Here is a 17001-nt window from a genome sequence, read left to right on the forward strand (position 1 = left end):
CCCAAACTGAAAATACTAATATTACCGCCTTCGGTGTATCCAGCAGAGCGAATGGCATGGCGATTTTCATCACCGCCTAGGTTCGTATCGCCACTGGTGGTAATTGTGACATTCCCCGCATGACCGACTTGAGAAAAAGATTGAATCGTTGCGGAACCAATATTAAAACTAGGAGTGGGTTCTGTGCCCAGAAGATTTACGCAGTCACAGGGAGTATTATTATTGATTTGACCAGCAATATTACCCGCATCAATTGTAATATTTCCTCCTTGTTGATTTCCCCAAGCACTAATATGAGAGGTACTAATATTACCCGCAGCATTCAGAGTAACATCACCAGCATTGTTCAATTGGGAAAAAGAGAATATTACCCCGGTATTAATTGCGCCATTGTTACTGATGATATTGACATTGCCACTGCTTTGTGACCCAAAAGTGCTGATGTGAGATGTAGTAATATCACCATTCGCTTTGAGAATTACATTGCCCCCTGTACCGCTGTGAGCATAAGATGCAAGATTAGCTTGGGCATTGTTAAATATTGATGCGACTTCAACAGAAGATACGTCATCGTTGGGACTAATTTGGGCTTCCCCAGATAAGTTGCCAATTGTCGTATTAATGCTGCCATTATGACTGGTGATCCAAATATCTCCACTGTAAGAGTCAGCAGACGAACTTTGGTTATAAGAACTTACAAACCCTGTAAGAATATCTCCACTAGCATCGATCTTGATCTCGCCTGCTGAACCTTCCTGAGAATGAGAGTCAAGTTGACCAGCACTGGTATTAATCGCACCACCAGTGCTTTCCAGAGAGACATTCCCTCCATTCCCTTCCGATGAATATGAACGAATGTTACTGGTGTGAATATCACCCTGGGCAGTTAAGCTGACAGAACCACCATTTCCAGACACAGAATTAGCCGAAATCTCCCCACCAGTGGTATCAATGGCACCATCAGTGCTTTCCAGAAAGACATTCCCTCCAGTCCCTTCCCCTGAATATGAACCAATGCGGCTGGTGTGAATATCACCCTGGGCAATTAAGCTGACATCCCCGGCATTTCCATAGGCAGAATAGGGCGAAATCTCCCCACCAGTGGTATCGATCGCACCACCAGTGCTTTCCAGAAAGACATTCCCTCCTGTCCCGTCCCATGAAAATGAACGAATGTTACTGGTGTGAATATCACCCTGGGCAATTAAGCTGACATCCCCCCCAGAAGACCCAGAACCAGCCAAAATACCGCCACCAGTGGTATCGATCTCACCACCAGTGCTTTCCAGAGAGACATTCCCTCCATTCCCTTCCGATGAATATGAACGAATGTTACTGGTGTGAATATCACCCTGGGCAGTTAAGCTGACATCCCCGGCATTTCCAGACACAGAATTAGCCGAAATCTCCCCACCAGTGGTATCAATGGCACCATTAGTGCTTTCCAGAGAGACATTCCCTCCAGTCCAAAACCATGAATCTGAACTAATGTTACTGGTGTGAATATCACCCTGGGCAGTTAAGCTGACAGAACCACCATTTCCATACCCAGAATTAGCCGAAATCTCCCCACCAGTGGTATCAATGGCACCACCAGTGCTTTCCAGAGAGACATTCCCTCCATTCTCTGGTGAATATGAACTAATGTTACTGGTGTGAATATCACCCTGGGCAGTTAAGCTGACAGAACCACCATTTCCATACTCAGAGTAGGCTGAAATCCCACCACCAGTTGTATCAATGGCACCAGCATTACTGGTTAAAGTGATATCCCCACTTTGAATATCATCAGATGTATAAATATCCTCAATTAGCGTAATACTACCCACCGATTCAAGGCTGAAATCTCCGCCATCAGTAATAGACATTCCAGTTAATTCATCGGTGACACCGCCAATCGTCACATCGCCATTTGGCACATAAAAAATTGCGCCACCACTGCCAGCAGTGGCCTCTAAATTATTCGCTTCCAGACGCAAAGGTTCGGTTTCTAAACCAATACCCCCTTGACCATAAGTTTGCAGTTGAACTGCACTAGCATTAAGCAAAGAATCGCTATTAACCTGAGCAATATTTCCGCCATTGGCATTGATATTAACTTTGTCACTATTCACTTGGTCTAGGATGATGTTTCCGCCCCCTGTTAAAACATTCACCTGACCGCCGGTTTCTGTTGTCACGTCACCAGCAGCTAATGCTAACCCGTTATCAGTATTCGGGTCTATGGTGACACCTGAACTGGTTAAAGTAATAGTCCCATCAGCATTATGTTGCACTTGAGTAGCGTCAAGAATTTGACTGCCTCCGGTCAATAGTTCTGGTAGAGATAGAGGATTAATTACTCCTTCATTTAATCCCGGTGTGGCGATATCTAAACTGAGGATATTCCCCGGTTGACTAATTCTGACTAGGCTTTCCCCAGGGACGGCAGCAATACTAATATTTCCTCCGGGTGCGGATAGATTTCCACTGTTGAGAATGCCGCCACCTAATAAGGTTAAATTTTGCCCGAAATTTAAGGTTAAGTCGGCCAAGTTAACTACCCATCCTGGTTGGGCTAAATCAAAGCTAAAATCACTGGGATTGCCGACTAGGTTTGCCCAGTTATTGTCGCCAATAGATTGGAACCAATTATTATTCCCAAAGCCAATAGATGTGGCGGTGGTAGCGGTAAAGTCTGCGGGTACATTTAGGCTGGCATTTGGCCCAAAGAGAATCCCCGCTGGGTTCATTAAGAATAAGTTAGAATTGCCGCCTGTGACTTGCAATATGCCATTAATTATGGAGGCATTACCGCCGACTACTCGCCCTAAAATGTTGTTGATTTCTGGGGATGATTGAAAGTTGGCAGTTTGCCCAGTATTAACGCCAAATTGGTCAAAACTATGAAATAAGTTTGCCCCATTTGATGATCGTTTACCCTCAGTAATATTGATGATATTATCTTGTTGATTAACTATGGTGCCGGTGCCATCGGCTGCGGGGGTGATGGGTTGGGCATTCACGGGAATGGTCAGGGTTGTGGAGGCGAGAATAACCCCTGAGATTAGCTGGATTTTGGCTTTATTTTGGTAGTTCATCTGGTTGATCTTTCCTGATTTTTGCCGATTTTATTTGCTCGGATTGGGATTGTTTTGAGTAATTTTTTAGCCAAAAAAAAGACTGGTGAACGGCAATTTGTCACCGAAAAAATTTAAGAATAAACGACAGGTATAGCGGTTACGATCTGGATGAATTACAGAGGTTTTCTGGATTCCCGCCTGCGCGGGAATGACAGAGAATGCAGCAGATTTGTAGGGTGGGCATTGCCCACAATGAAACATATATAGATTTGTAGGGTATGCATTGCCCACTATGAAACATATATAGCGGTTAAATCCAAGATTGGCCTAAGTCCAATTGATTTAAATGCTTTTGGCAGCGGATTAATCGGTTTTTTTTTCGCTTTTTAGTCAGTAGCCGGATTAGTTGCGATCGCTTTTTGGTTAAATAATTCAGTTAAAAATAGTAGATTCCCCCGATCGCGGGTACAAGAAACGCGGGTTGTGTATCCAGGAAAGTCTCTGAAAGGCTTTTTTTGATGGTCAATGGGTCGATCGCGTCAACCGGCATTAAATTACAGCTAATTGGTAGTAGCTAATAGGCAGTTAAAATAACGTTTATTTATACTTATGATAATCCTAAAAAAAACCATCGTCAAAGATTAAAATTTTATTAAATGCTTGGAATCAATGTTCAGTAGGGGCGCAGGGCGATCGCGTTGGCCATGCAGTCGTCTGGCGTTTCTGTGCCTGTGTGGTGAATCAAATTTCAAGAATCGATTTCCTCTGGATCGATGCCTAAACGTCTCAGTTTGGCTGCTAATTTAGCTGCCTTTTGTTCGACGGTTAAAATTCGCTCCTTTAAAAAAACCCGTCCATTTTTTCTACCCAAATTATGGCGATAATGGCTTTGAGTAAGCCAGGAATTAAATAAATTTTGTAGATTTTTATCCACAGGTGTATCATCAGAATCGGGTAAATCTTCAGCAGCAGGCAAGCAATGTCTATGATTCTATTCTAGTAGCATAACCTTTACAACTTTTTAAAGTTATGTTTATTTTAGCAAAAGCTTGGCAGAAACCGGGTTTCTCTCAGAGATTTTGAGGGCAAATAAACCGGGTTTCTCTCAAAAATTTGGGATTTCAGCATAGATTCTCATAGAAACCCGGTTTTTGGCGTTTCTGGTTTCCCGTAGGCGATCGCGTGGAGGCAAAGCGGGGCAAAGAAACCGGGTTTTTCTCAGAGACTTTGGCATTAAGGCAAAGATAATCACAGAAACTAGGTTTCTGAGTTCCCCAACTTCTCCAAATCAGCAAGCTGCTGATTAAACCAAACCGCCGCATTAATATTATTCCCCTCAGTCATCTGTTCTAACATTTCCGATAACAGGGAAATCGGCAATCCTGCCAAAGCTACAGAAACGGCAATTTGCTGATATTTCCCATCAGATTGTAACCGGAATGCCAGCACTTGCCGTCCCTTAATATCCACTACCCAATATTCGGGAATTCCCAACGCCGCATAAAGCTGTTTTTTCTCATCTAAATCTGTCGCTAAAGTAGTATCAGCTATTTCCCCCACTAAATCAGGAACTCGCCAACGTTCCAGATTAATTCGTCGCGGTTCTCCCTCTGACCATTGAGGCGAACCACCACCGATATACAACACTTTATCAGGAGCCGCTGCTTGCTTTGGCGGTTTTTCAATCACACAACCGCTCAAAGAGTCCACTAGCAACCCCTTTTTCCGAGAAAACCAGACAAAAAATACCAGTGTGAATAAATCGTTAAATCTTGCGTGGTTAATTCCTTCGTTACCCATATTAGCCCAAAGATATCCCTGGTTAAAAAATAGCCTAACATCCTGTTCCAAGTTCGGATTGTCCCGCCATGCTACATAATCATCCCAGGTGGCGGGTTGCCATTGGGGAAAAGCGATATTAATGGTGGGTTTTTCAGCAGTTATAGGAGTCATTATGATCCGCTCCGTTATCTTGTGATATTTTATTATATCCCAGAGATTAAAAAAACCGGGTTTCTCAGATAATTTTTGCCGAAATTGGTCGGAAATTAGCCCAATATTATCTGAGAAACCCGGTGGCTGAATTAAGAAAATTTAAACTGTTTTTCGATCGCGCTGACTAGAGTCTCGCGGGGCAGGAATCGGGGAATATTCACAATTAATTGATTCCCAAATCCACCTGTAACCACGGTTGATTCATTTTTTGCTAAAGCTTCGAGGGATTGCAGCACCACTTCTTCTGGGGTGGCTAGTTTTTGCGGCCCACTAAAATTCATGGCGCTAGGAAACTCTGCCACATTGGGGAAATTGGTACTGGTTGGCCCAGGACAAAGGGCTTGCACCCGAATGCCAAATTGCCGATTTTCTGCCCACAATGCCTCAGTAAAACTGAGAACAAATGCCTTAGTTGCGGCGTAAACTGACATATAAGGTAACGGTTGAAAACCGGCGATCGAACCGACATTAATAATACTGCCGGAACCTTGCCGTTTCATCCCTGGCAAAAATAGGTAAGTGAGTTCAACTAAGGCCAAAATATTCAGTTGAATCATTTCTAGTTGCTTGGCTAAGGGGCGATCGCTAAATGCCCCATAATCGCCAAATCCAGCATTATTAATTAATAGATCGATGGTCAAACCTTTTTGACTCACCTGGTCAAAAATTGCCTGATTAGCGCCGGTCTGAGTCAGGTCAGCGACCAAAACCTCGACCTGAATTGGCGCAATTTGCCGTAGGCGATCGGCCAGTTGATTCAATTTGTCTTCAGAACGGGCTACCAAAACCAGATTGGTTTGCTGTTTCGCCAGTTCTTCAGCAAAAGCGGCACCAATTCCTGATGAGGCGCCCGTGATTAAAGCCGTCTGCATAGTGCTAATCCAAATAATGAGCAGATTTCTTAACAAATCTTAACGTTTTTTGGGGAAGGTGTGGGGAGCGGAGGGGTGGAGGGGCGGAGGAGCAGAGGGGCAGGGGAGCAGGGGGGCAGAGGAGCGGAGGGGTGGAGGGGCGGAGGGGCGGAGGGGCGGAGGGGCAGAGGGGCGGAGGGGCGGCGGTTCGGCTTCGCTCACCGACCAAGGAGCGGAGGAGCAGGGGAGCGGAGGAGCAGAGGAGCAGAGGGGCGGAGGGACGGAGAAACCGGGTTTCTTAACAAAGATTTTGATTCAGATGCAAAGATTGTCGCAGAAACCCGGTTTCTTTTTCTGGGACAATCTTTGCATCTATCAAATATCGGAATGAATCAAAATAAAAAAGAGACGCCATTAGTAGCGTCTCTCGGAGCAATTATAGTGGTTATTATCAGAATGAAGTACAGAGTTTTTCTGGATTCCCGCCTGCGCGGGAATGACAGGTTTTTTGTACTTCATAACTCTGCCAAGTGCTATTAAATTGCCGACAAATTACCGCGATTCCGCTTAAGAGCCGATCGCTACGCGAATCGCAGCTTTAAAATTTGCGCGGTTACAGCCAAACTTTCTTCATAAAGCATATCCCGACCCCAACGTTGTAACTGTTGACTCATCAGGGACTCCGCTTTTTGATCGCTCAAAGGAGTCACTTGTTCCGTGCGGCAATTCTGAGCGCTACCCCCCGCTTCCATCCGCATACAACCCGTAGTTTCAGAACAAAGAATCGTGCAACAATTCGCATTACAATTCGTAGAAGTCAAACGCAAACCGATTAAATCACCGGGAATTTCGCCCCAGTCCGCAGTAGGTGCTCCCGCTAATTCTGCTTCAATGGTTTTATGATTTTGACCGATAAATTTAATCCGCTTAATATCATAATCACCACGTTCTTCCGTATAAGCGATCGGTTGCCAACCCAAGCGACTGGCAAACCAACCTAAGAACATCAAAGCTTGAGTGGCATTGCCTTTTTCATAATCAATGGTGATTTGATCGATATCTCCTAAAGAAGCGCGACGTTCTGGGGGATCAAAAGCCGCCGCCGTTAACTCTTGCCAAGAAGATAAACGATGCCAATTCAAATCAGCAATATAAGTTTCGGCATCAATTAAATCCTGCATTTTTAGCAACTCCGACTCTGGATCGCTAAAATAAGAAGAGTCCACAATAATACAATTGCAGCAGCTAGAAAGTTGCTTAAACAACTCCTGTTCTGGATTCGGAGTTGCCTTCCACCAAACAAACTTGGGCAATTCTGGAATCATCAAAGATTTCACCAAGTCGCCCACCCGTTCTAAAGCTTGTTTTGTGCCGCGAATGGTAATATATTCACAACAAACTAGATTACTGCCACTACTTTTTTGAATCGGGCAATAAGCAGAAACTTGAGCCGTCACCCCTTCATCTTCCCCAAAAGTAGGACAGATGGTAATAATGCGGCAGGGATTTTGAGTGGCGATCGCCTCACTCACACTAAAACCCCTAGTATTCAGATTATTAATCTTTTTCCTTTCTGGGGGCAACTTAGCGAACTCTTCCCGTAATTTTTTCAGCGTATGCGGTCCGACGCGCCCAGTAATTTTTAGATTATAAATAGTCTGAGCTTTTTGCACCGCCGCTTTTGTCTGTGACCCATAAACCCCATCAATTGCCCCATCATAAAAGCCCAAAGCGGCCAGCAATTGCTGAAACTCTTCCGGTTCATAAACCACCATACTAAAAGTAGCGGCTCGCGTGGCCACGGAATTTCCTCCAGCCACATTTTGGCTGCGCCAAATATTACTTAATTCCGCTTCAATCTCATCCAGAGAAATATCTTTTGGCTTTTGCAAAGCCACAATTGGTGTCATCATTGCTTTATTCTTGCTTTTCCTTTGTTTTTAGTTATTTGTTTTTAGTTATTAGTTATTCGTTATTCATTGTCAAATAATCAACAAGAAATAACAAATAACTAATATTAACTAATATCGTTATAACCGGCGCCAACGCCGACCATCCCGATTTAATAGTAGTTCGGCTTCCACGGGTTCCCAAGTTCCCGCTTCATATAGAGGAATCACTTCCGGGGGTGCAGGAGCATCCCACACTTCCAACACAGGAGTGAGAACCCGCCAAGACGCTTCCACTTCATCCCCGCGAGTAAACAAAGTCGGGTCGCCTAACATACAGTCAATTAACAAACGACTGTAGGCATCAGCGTTCGCTTGACCAAAGGCGGCATCATAACGAAAATCCATTTCCACCGAACGAGTCCGCAGAGAACTGCCCGGAGTTTTCACCTCAAAGCGCATAGAAATCCCTTCATTTGGCTGAATTCTCATCGCCAGAACATTTCGGTTTACCTGTTTAGCCGCTGATTGAAACATCATATACGGCACTTCTTTAAACTGAATGGCGATTTCTGTCACTTTTTTCGGCATTCGCTTGCCCGTCCGCAAATAAAACGGCACCCCTTTCCAACGCCAGTTATCAATTTGTAGCTTTAATGCCGCATAGGTGGGGGTGGTGGAATTCGGGTCAGCCCCTTTTTCTTGCCGATAACCAGGCACCGGCTTGCCATTCATCCAACCGGCAGTGTATTGACCCCGAACCGCGCACAAGTCCAAATCATCTAAATTCGCCAAACGAGTGGCTTGGACGACTTTAACTTTTTCATTGCGAATACTATCCGCATCCAGAGAGTTCGGCGGTTCCATTGCGGTGAGGCAAAATAGTTGCATCAGGTGATTTTGCACCATATCCCGCAAAGCCCCAGAAGTTTCGTAATAGCCAGCCCGTCCTTCTAACCCGACGGTTTCTGCCACGGTGATTTGCACATGATCGACATATTGGCGATTCCATAACGGTTCAAAAATGGCGTTGGCAAACCGAAATACTAATAAGTTTTGGACGGTTTCTTTACCTAAATAATGGTCAATCCGATAAATTTGTTCTTCTTTACAAACTTGACGCACCACTTGGTTAAGAATTTGGGCAGAAGCTAAGTCACGACCAAAAGGTTTTTCAATGACTAAACGATGTTTGTTTGGGTCAGTGAGCATTCCCGCGAACCCAAGTTGTTGGGCAGCTTCGCCAAAAAATCGCGGGGCGACGGATAAGTAAAAAACCCGATTTCCCCTGGTTCCTCTTTGTTCATCTAGTTCACTGAGAAATGCTTTGAGTTTTTGGTAACTTTCAGGATTGTCAATATCCCCAGAGCAATAAAAGAGTCCTTTGGCAAAATCTCGCCAGATTTCTTCTTGGCCGATTCCTCCACCAAATTCTTCTACGCCTTCGCGCATTTGTTCGCGAAAGTAGTCGTGACTCCAGTCACTGCGAGAAACTCCGACAATGGTGAGTTCTGGAGGTAGTTTGCGCTCCAGTTTCATTTGATAGATAGCCGGGACTAATTTTCTTTGGGTTAAATCCCCAGACGCCCCAAAGATGATCATAATTTGGGGTTCGGGAATGCGACTTTGTTGTAGTCCAACCCGGAGCGGATTTTCGAGCAATGCAACCATAGTTAAAATTAGCGAAAAATTGTGAATTTTTTGGTTTTTTCAGGACTGATACACCACCATATATATATCGGGGAAACCACCATATATATATAGCGATTGTCATAGTTATAAAGTACAAAAAAATTTGTCATTCCCGCGAAGGCGGGAATCCAGAAAACCTCTGTACTTCATTCGGACAATAACCGCTATATCGGGGCAATTACCTTATATATATCGGGTCAATCACCTTATAAGTAGGTGAACATAATTAATTGCACTTTTCTGTTCCCACCGATAGGCTGTGGATTCCCGCATTCGCGGGAATGACAGTTTTTTTCTCATGGGGTCTGTGGTGCATTTATTTCTGCCCGTCTACTTATATATCGGGGAAACCACCGCCATCGGATTGCCCATACAGACCCCTACAGATTATATATATTAAGGATGGCTATTTGGTTTCAGTCCTATTCCAGATTAAGCAGGGGTAAGTTGTTTTATTTTAGCTTCTAATGATGCCAGGAGAGAATCAAAAGGCTTGATAAATTTATCAATACCGTCTTCCAATAAGTCTGCCATCACTTGATTTAGGTTAATGCCAATTTCGGGAAGAGTTTCGATCGCTTGATAAGCTTCTTCGAGATTAATTTCGATGCGGCTGGCAATTTCACAATGATCGGCACAAGCTTCAATCGTGTTTGGTGGCATGGTGTTGACCGTGTTGGGGCCAATGAGTTCGTTGACGTAAAGAACGTCACTGTATTCTGGGTTTTTGGTGCTGGTGGAAGCCCATAATAATCGTTGCACTTGAGCGCCTTTGGCGGAGAGTGCTTTCCAGCGATCGCTCTGAATAATTTTCTTATATTCTTGATAGGCAACTTTGGCATTAGCGATCGCGATTTTGCCTTTCAACCCCCGCATTTTTTCTTGTAATACCGGATCGCTAGTGCTGGCGATTAATTGCTCTAGTTTAGCATCGATCACATTATCAATCCGGCTAATAAAGAAACTGGCCACTGAACCAATTTTACTAACATCTTGACCGGCGGCTACTCGCTGTTCTAGTCCACGAATATAAGCCCAGAAAGTGTCTACATAGCTATCCACCGAAAACAGCAGGGTAATATTCACATTAATCCCCGCCGCGATCGCGCTTTCCACCGCTGGGAAACCTTCGGGAGTACCGGGAATTTTAATCATCACATTGGGGCGATTCACCGCTGCAAAATAACGCTTGGCTTCGGCCAAAGTTGTTGCTGTATCCCGTGCTAAATTTGGCGGCACTTCGATACTCACATAACCATCTAAGCCATTAGTTTCGTCATAAACCGGGCGCAAAATATCGCAAGCATTGCGAATATCGTCAAACACCAAAGACTCGTAAATTTCCATCACCGACTTACCGGCATTTGCCGCAATGTCTGCGTCATAAATCTTGTTACCAGCGATCGCCTTCTCAAAAATAGCCGGATTAGAAGTCACACCGCGAACATTGCGACTGGCAATCATCTCTTTTAATTCACCAGACTGAATCGCATCTCGACTTAAGTTATCTAGCCAAATACTTTGACCATATTCTTTAATTTGCAAAATCGGACTTTGAGTATTCATTCCAAACCTTCTCCTGGGATAAAAGGGAACAATCAACAATCAACCATCAACCATCAACCATCAACCATCAACCAGCAACCAGCAACCAATTATTTTTGATCTTTTTCCTGTCGTTCACCTTCTTGAATAAAAGATTTTACCAAAGCCACATCCTCCTTACTCCCAACAATAAAAGGTGTGCGAGCATGGAGGCGATCGGGAATCACATCCATAATTTCCTGGGTTCCCGTACTTGCGCGACCACCCGCTTGTTCCATTAAAAAAGCTAAAGGAGCAGTTTCATAAAGTAACCGCAATTTTCCCTCCGGTTTTTTCTCCGTTCCGGGATACATAAACACCCCACCTTGGAACAAAATGCGGTGAAAATCTCCCACCAATGCCCCACTATATCGAGCAGTATAACCCTCATGGCGATGCACATAACGAATATAGCTGCGAATTGATTCCGACCACTGCCAAAAATTACCCTCATTCACACTGTAAATCGGACCATGTTCGGGAACTTTAATATTTTCACTAAATAGAATAAATTCCCCCAAACTAGGGTCAAGAGTAAAGGCATGAACTCCTCGACCAATGGAATAAACCAGCATGGTACTCGGCCCATACAGAATATATCCAGCGGCGAGTTGTTTACGGCCACTTTGGAGTAAATCTTTGGCGGAACCATCCTCATCAATTCCTTCTTGTTGACGAATGGAAAAAATAGAACCAACATTTAGGTTAATATCAACATTACTCGATCCATCAATCGGATCATAAAGCAGAGTATAGCGACCAATCGGGCAATTTTCGGGAATATAATAAGGCTTTTCCATTTCCTCGGAAGCCAACCGACAAACTAAGCCACTTTGTTTAAAAACGGAGATAAACACCTGATTGGCATAAAGATCCATTTTTTTCACGGATTCCCCTTGCACGTTCACCCCACCAGTGAAACCGAGCACCCCTTCCATTAACCCCGCTCGACTCAGGTGACGGGAAATCAACTTTCCCGCTAGAGCAATTCGGTTCATTAGAGAACTGAGATCCTGAGCATCCGGGGCAAAGCTTTGCAGTTGCTGGAGCACATGACGGGATAAGGTGGTGCAATCGCGATCGAGTGCCGGTTCCTGAGTCACTTCTTGATGAGTTTCTGACATAATGTTTATGCGATCATTTCCAGTGGCATTTTCAGGTGTCGCAGCACCCGCACTGATTTTCTCTTATTTTAATCATCCGAGCGGTTGCTGCTTTCTTTCCTATCTTAAAGATAGATTTACTATTCTGTGGCTGAACTTTAGATCAATTACAGAAATCAAGATATTTATATAAGTGTTTTTACCGAGTCTCTGGATACCAAAGGCGATCGCCCGATGTGGCTCTTCGCTTCACGCCCCTGGAAGATTGCCTCACACAATTTCATCAATGCTGGGAAAAATATTAAAATAATCTAAAAAAATCAGGCAAATTATTTTGATCGTGTATAATAACTGGATTTTAAAATATTCAGTTTATGACTATTTTTAGTTTAAGAAATTGTTAACTTTTCCGACGTTTTGTGAACATGAATCAAATCTAGGCGATCGCGCCCGAAAAAATTTTTGAAATCCTATTGAACATAGCAAAAAAGGTCTGCTCGGATGTGTCGAACAGACCTTTGATCGAATCAGGGCTAAAACGAGACGTTAGTCAATTGAAATAGACTGAGGCCCACTACTACTGCCACCATTGCGGTTTTGACCATTGTCAGAGTTGGAAGTAACCGTGCTGGCAACCCCTTGTTCTTGGAGCCAGCTTTTCACCGGATCATCAGTGAGTTTGACTCCCAACAGTCCTGAGACAAATCCACCCAAAAACGCAACTGGGTATTGAGTCAGTTCTTTCAACACGGGTGTTAACTCATCCATAAACATTTCCTACCAATCTCCTTTATCTATTTCGCCAATATTAAGGATCCTAGCGCGTTTCCGTCTTTGGATGAATTGTTATTGGTTATTCGTTATTTATTATTTAACCCACAGAGCGAATAACCAATAACCAATAACCAATAACCAATAACAATCAATCGTTTATGCTTGGGGGAACAGACATTTGTCTGAATCACAACCAGCAGGCCCTGCTTCCTCCGCATAACCAGTGCTGTAAGTGGCTAAGGCGGCATGAAAATCATCGGTTTTCCGGCGCTTCAGGACATCTTTACATAACTGCTCGTAGGTTTCATGGGAAATTGGCTCAAAGGGCAGTCGGGGGAATGATTGATGATCGTCAAAACGAGCTAACAAAGCCGCTGAGATATATCCATCATTATTTTGGATCGCTTGGTAGATTTTGCGCCCCAAAGCCTCCACCTCATCAGAACGCAACTCCCAGGTAGAAGAAGTGTTATGGGTGACATAGTGCTTTTGCACTTGCATGGCAAAGTCAAATTGAGCCAAGGCTGAGAACTTGGAAATATCAACTTGATCGGCGCCCGGAAGATCAGCCCAAACCACCGCCACGGGAATTTCTACCAGCCATTCTGTACATAAGGGGGAAAATGGGTCATTGAGTAGATGACCGTTTTCATCTTTATCGGACTGGGAGGGGATGACGTTGTAGCCATAGTCAATGCAGGCTAGGGCTACTGGGTCGTTTTTGCGGAAGGTAATCCGCCGGATAAAACGAGTGGCTTTCGGGGGGTGCCAACCGGGAGAAGCCCCAGTCAGCAAAGATTTGGTGCCACTGGGCTGAACCGTGGTGTAACGGTTGGGACGTTTTAACCCGTGGCGATCGCAATAATCCCACACTGCTTGGCGGACAATTTCCCGCCAACGAGTTAAATATTCTTGTTCTCGGCGCTTAAACTCCAATCCTTCGGGGCTTTCCTGGCGTCCCTCGGCCCACCAGTGCAACCAATCAATCCCAAAAGCTTTAACAAAGAAATCAAATAAGCCAGTGAAAGAAACCCCCACAATTGGGTCAAGTTCCCGACTGATTTGATAGCGCGGCTCGACAAATTTGTGATTGAGCAAAGTCGCTACAGAAATAGCCCCGGCAGTAAAGGCTTCTTCTTGTTCCTTTAAATTATGGGGATCGATTTGGTTCAGGTGGATTTCCGACAAATTGCACTGACCCGTCAGAGTTCCGCCAAATACGCCCTTATGAAACTCCGGTTCTTCAAAGCAGAAGGTGTCATGGAGTCCCGGTATCGGGGTAATGCTACGAATCACCTGCCATTTTCCTTTGGATGGCGGGGTGTGACCTCCACTCACATTCAGACGCTGGCAGGGGAGGGCGGCACAATCGGTAATCTGGAGATACCAAAGGTCTTTTTTCCGTGCTCCCAGGTTGGTTTTTGTCCCCGCCCGTTGAACCAGATTAATGGAGGAACGAACACCGCACTTGAGTAGGAGCAGGTAGCAGCGGTAGGCTCGATCGTAGCCAGACAAGTAAATCCGAATCCCTCCTGATGGCACGGCGCTACCATCCGCATCCGCAAGACCGGCCATAAAGTGAAGAATGCCTTCCCGGTTCCAGGTGGCAATTTCTTCCAAGGCGAGGGCATTGGCTTTCAAATCCCGAATTTTATGACCATCGAACTGCTGCTGCTCAAAACCGCTGTAGAGGAGACAGGGTGTATCAGGGTTTTCGGCATAGTAGTTGATTTTTCCAGAGGTACGACCGGCGATCGCCAGGGACTGATAGCTTTTAGCGCCATATAAGCGCAATTGAAGTTCGGGCTTCTCCTGGGATCCGCAAACTGAGCCATCTCCCACTAACTGACCCAGGGTATAGGCCCAAATGGGATCGACGAATAAGCCGTCTTGGTAGTCAATGGTGAAGGGTTCGGTGTGGATCGCATATTTGCGATTTTCCCACTCCGCCATCAGTTGGGCTGTGGTCTGCTCTTGATAGGTCTTCTCAAAGCGATCTTTGACAAAGAAGCGGTGGCCTTCGGTGACATCCAGGTAAGTGCCGTCACTAAATTGGACGCGGTAGAGAGAGCGCGAGGATCCGGTTTGAATGGGCACGACTTGGCTCCAGCGTTTGCCGTTCCAAATCTCCACGGTTTTCCCCACGAGGGACTTAATCGGAGCCATGCCCGATCGCGTAATCAGGAAGGTATCCCCCGCCACACAGTGAAAAGTCGAACCAATAATTTCCAGTTTGTTATCCTAGAGGCTTTTTATCCCCTAGTTCTACTACTTGATTTTGTAGTAGCTCCGCGTACATTTTGCATTCATCTTTTTGGTAGATTTCTCTAGATTTATTAGAGATTTATTAATGAATGCCCCCACACTCTTGGAAAGATTATATTCTAGATTTAATCGGAGTTAATTCTAGGTTCACTTTCTACGCTGTACGGTGTCAAAAGCTTTTTATTTCTTTTGCTTACCACGGAATTAGCATCTCAGCCTTCTCCGTTTTTGCGGGGTTTTTAACGTGAGGCAAAATTACTTACCACACGGGTTGAGTCCATATCGTTGTAAACGATGCTCTACCTCATAATCGGGCATTTCGGGATAATTTGTTTTCAGCCAATTGCGAGTTTCTTCTAACCCTAAAGAGGTGTAGATTTCGATAAATTCTTGTTTCAATTCAGGGGTATGGAAAATATCGGCATTGGCACGAGCGATCGCCTCTGGAGCATATTGAATCGCCCCTTCTCCTGAATAATATTGTTGCTGAACGGCTTCAATACATTCTGCTTCCGTGGGTTTGTGATGAAATACCCGTGTATGGTTGGCCATCCGCAGGGCATCCCGTTCGGGATCGATGCGCCAATTACCATTTTCATCTTGTTGCCAGAGATTACTTTTCGCCTGAGAAAATAGCTCATCATCGCTAATTCCTTGACGCATTCCCGCTGACCTTCTAATGTTGCCAGAGACGATGGTCGTTGCGGCTTCATCAATCAACAAACAGCATTCAACCGAATTTAATTGGCGGCCAACAGCCCGATTCAAAATCGCCGCGCAACGTTGATACAACTGCGGCAATTTCACGGGGTTGGCCACACCGCCAAATCCTTTTAACGGTTCTCCCGCTGGTCGCACGTCGGAAAGGTCGATCGCCACCTGGACTTCCCCATCAAAGCGATCGTCTGATGACAGTTCCAACAAACATTGATAAGAATCAACCCAACCTTTCCGGGAGTCCCCGACATGGATGCGAACTCTTGCCCCGTCAACCACCACCTCGGTCAGGTCGCGGCGGTTTTCTGGGGCTGTGGTGCCAATTTCACCGGCGATGGTCACGTTGAGATGATTCTTAATCGGCGGCAACTGGTTAATATATCTGGGTTCGAGTACCGCCCCAGTCCCACAACCCATCATCGCCAAATCCATCATCAAGCCAAAAGCCCGCCAATCATCCACATTGGTGCTGGTGCAGTTGTAGGCACCAGAGAAATTTTCTTGGGCTTCCAGCCATTTTACCCCGCCAATCCAGAGCCAACGACCAGAGGGTAAGGCTTTCAGGGGCTTCTGCATCCGCCATAACAGGTCAATTTCTTGGGCAGTTAGCTTACCCAGCTTGGCTAATCCGCTGATGGTGCGATCGCACACTTCCTGCCAACTCTCCGTCCCATTGGGGGTATGACGACTGTAAGTCCGATAAAACACCGGATTTGCTGCGGGGGTCGTATCGGGAAAATCACTACTTTTGCCAACTCGATTTAATTCTTGAACCATTATGCTAATGCTTTGATTCGACAGTAGACCAAATACAAGATCATAGTACAGAGAGGTAGAGATATATAGTGGTCAAAGTCAGCAAAGACAAAAATTTAACCCTATTGATAGTGGCTATCAAGCCGCTAATTTTTCTGGCAATAGCCGCTGATTACCATCAAGCAGCCCCCAGACTTGGGTTCTCCAGATCGCACAAGTCAATATTTATATTCTGTCATTCGATACAAACACCCGCGATGGGGATGCCATACCGGGAATGGAGGCGCGATTCCCCCCCCCGCCGAAGAGGGGG

Annotated in this window: 11 protein-coding genes; all 11 read right to left on the bottom strand. The window is 45.1% G+C overall.

The genetic code is table 11. From position 1 onward, the window contains the following. Nucleotides 1-3080, bottom strand: a 3080-nt coding sequence (locus AM228_RS24680) for a filamentous hemagglutinin N-terminal domain-containing protein (protein ID WP_156332035.1), incomplete at its 3' end; no start/stop codon positions are given. Between the two features lie 730 nt (nucleotides 3081-3810). After that, nucleotides 3811-4038, bottom strand: a complete 228-nt coding sequence (locus tag AM228_RS34545) for a hypothetical protein (protein ID WP_054469594.1) — start codon at nucleotides 4036-4038, stop codon at nucleotides 3811-3813. Nucleotides 4039-4319: 281 nt separating this feature from the next. Continuing rightward, the gene (locus AM228_RS24690; protein WP_054469595.1) at nucleotides 4320-5015 is read right to left on the bottom strand and encodes a Uma2 family endonuclease; all 696 of its coding nucleotides are present in this window, start codon (nucleotides 5013-5015) and stop codon (nucleotides 4320-4322) included. A gap of 131 nt (nucleotides 5016-5146) precedes the next feature. Then, on the bottom strand, nucleotides 5147-5929 hold the full coding sequence (locus AM228_RS24695) for an SDR family oxidoreductase (protein ID WP_054469596.1): 783 nt from the start codon (nucleotides 5927-5929) through the stop codon (nucleotides 5147-5149). Between the two features lie 560 nt (nucleotides 5930-6489). Further along, entirely contained in the window at nucleotides 6490-7821 is a 1332-nt protein-coding gene (gene opcA / locus AM228_RS24705; RefSeq protein ID WP_054469598.1) for a glucose-6-phosphate dehydrogenase assembly protein OpcA, read from the bottom strand. Between the two features lie 117 nt (nucleotides 7822-7938). Beyond that, nucleotides 7939-9468: a glucose-6-phosphate dehydrogenase gene (gene zwf, locus AM228_RS24710; protein WP_054469599.1), complete on the bottom strand. Its 1530-nt coding sequence runs from the start codon at nucleotides 9466-9468 to the stop codon at nucleotides 7939-7941. A gap of 453 nt (nucleotides 9469-9921) precedes the next feature. Next, nucleotides 9922-11055 carry a transaldolase gene (gene tal, locus AM228_RS24715; protein ID WP_054469600.1) on the bottom strand — a complete coding sequence of 378 codons (1134 nt, stop codon included), beginning with the start codon at nucleotides 11053-11055 and terminating at the stop codon, nucleotides 9922-9924. Between the two features lie 89 nt (nucleotides 11056-11144). Continuing rightward, the gene (fbp, locus tag AM228_RS24720) at nucleotides 11145-12197 is read right to left on the bottom strand and encodes a class 1 fructose-bisphosphatase (RefSeq protein WP_054469601.1); all 1053 of its coding nucleotides are present in this window, start codon (nucleotides 12195-12197) and stop codon (nucleotides 11145-11147) included. Nucleotides 12198-12722: 525 nt separating this feature from the next. Continuing rightward, nucleotides 12723-12950 (bottom strand): hypothetical protein, encoded by a 228-nt coding sequence (locus AM228_RS24725; RefSeq protein WP_054469602.1) that lies wholly within the window; start codon nucleotides 12948-12950, stop codon nucleotides 12723-12725. Between the two features lie 156 nt (nucleotides 12951-13106). Next, a complete protein-coding gene (nrdJ, locus tag AM228_RS31250; protein WP_231636935.1) occupies nucleotides 13107-15152 on the bottom strand; it encodes a ribonucleoside-triphosphate reductase, adenosylcobalamin-dependent in 2046 nt (681 codons plus the stop codon). 318 nt (nucleotides 15153-15470) lie between these two features. Further along, nucleotides 15471-16709: a ribonucleoside-triphosphate reductase, adenosylcobalamin-dependent gene (gene nrdJ / locus AM228_RS24735; protein ID WP_082349064.1), complete on the bottom strand. Its 1239-nt coding sequence runs from the start codon at nucleotides 16707-16709 to the stop codon at nucleotides 15471-15473. Nucleotides 16710-17001: the final 292 nt, after the last annotated feature.

It is taken from the genome of Planktothricoides sp. SR001 (assembly GCF_001276715.1).
Classification (GTDB): Bacteria; Cyanobacteriota; Cyanobacteriia; order Cyanobacteriales; family Laspinemataceae; genus Planktothricoides; species Planktothricoides raciborskii.

Excerpts from the sequence above, each read along its gene's own strand:
- AM228_RS24690 (WP_054469595.1), bottom strand. The coding sequence starts at position 5,015 with ATGACTCCTATAACTGCTGAAAAACCCACCATTAATATCGCTTTTCCC.
- AM228_RS24695 (WP_054469596.1), bottom strand. The coding sequence starts at position 5,929 with ATGCAGACGGCTTTAATCACGGGCGCCTCATCAGGAATTGGTGCCGCT.
- opcA (WP_054469598.1), bottom strand. The coding sequence starts at position 7,821 with ATGATGACACCAATTGTGGCTTTGCAAAAGCCAAAAGATATTTCTCTG.
- zwf (WP_054469599.1), bottom strand. The coding sequence starts at position 9,468 with ATGGTTGCATTGCTCGAAAATCCGCTCCGGGTTGGACTACAACAAAGT.
- tal (WP_054469600.1), bottom strand. The coding sequence starts at position 11,055 with ATGAATACTCAAAGTCCGATTTTGCAAATTAAAGAATATGGTCAAAGT.
- fbp (WP_054469601.1), bottom strand. The coding sequence starts at position 12,197 with ATGTCAGAAACTCATCAAGAAGTGACTCAGGAACCGGCACTCGATCGC.
- AM228_RS24725 (WP_054469602.1), bottom strand. The coding sequence starts at position 12,950 with ATGTTTATGGATGAGTTAACACCCGTGTTGAAAGAACTGACTCAATAC.
- nrdJ (WP_082349064.1), bottom strand. The coding sequence starts at position 16,709 with ATGGTTCAAGAATTAAATCGAGTTGGCAAAAGTAGTGATTTTCCCGAT.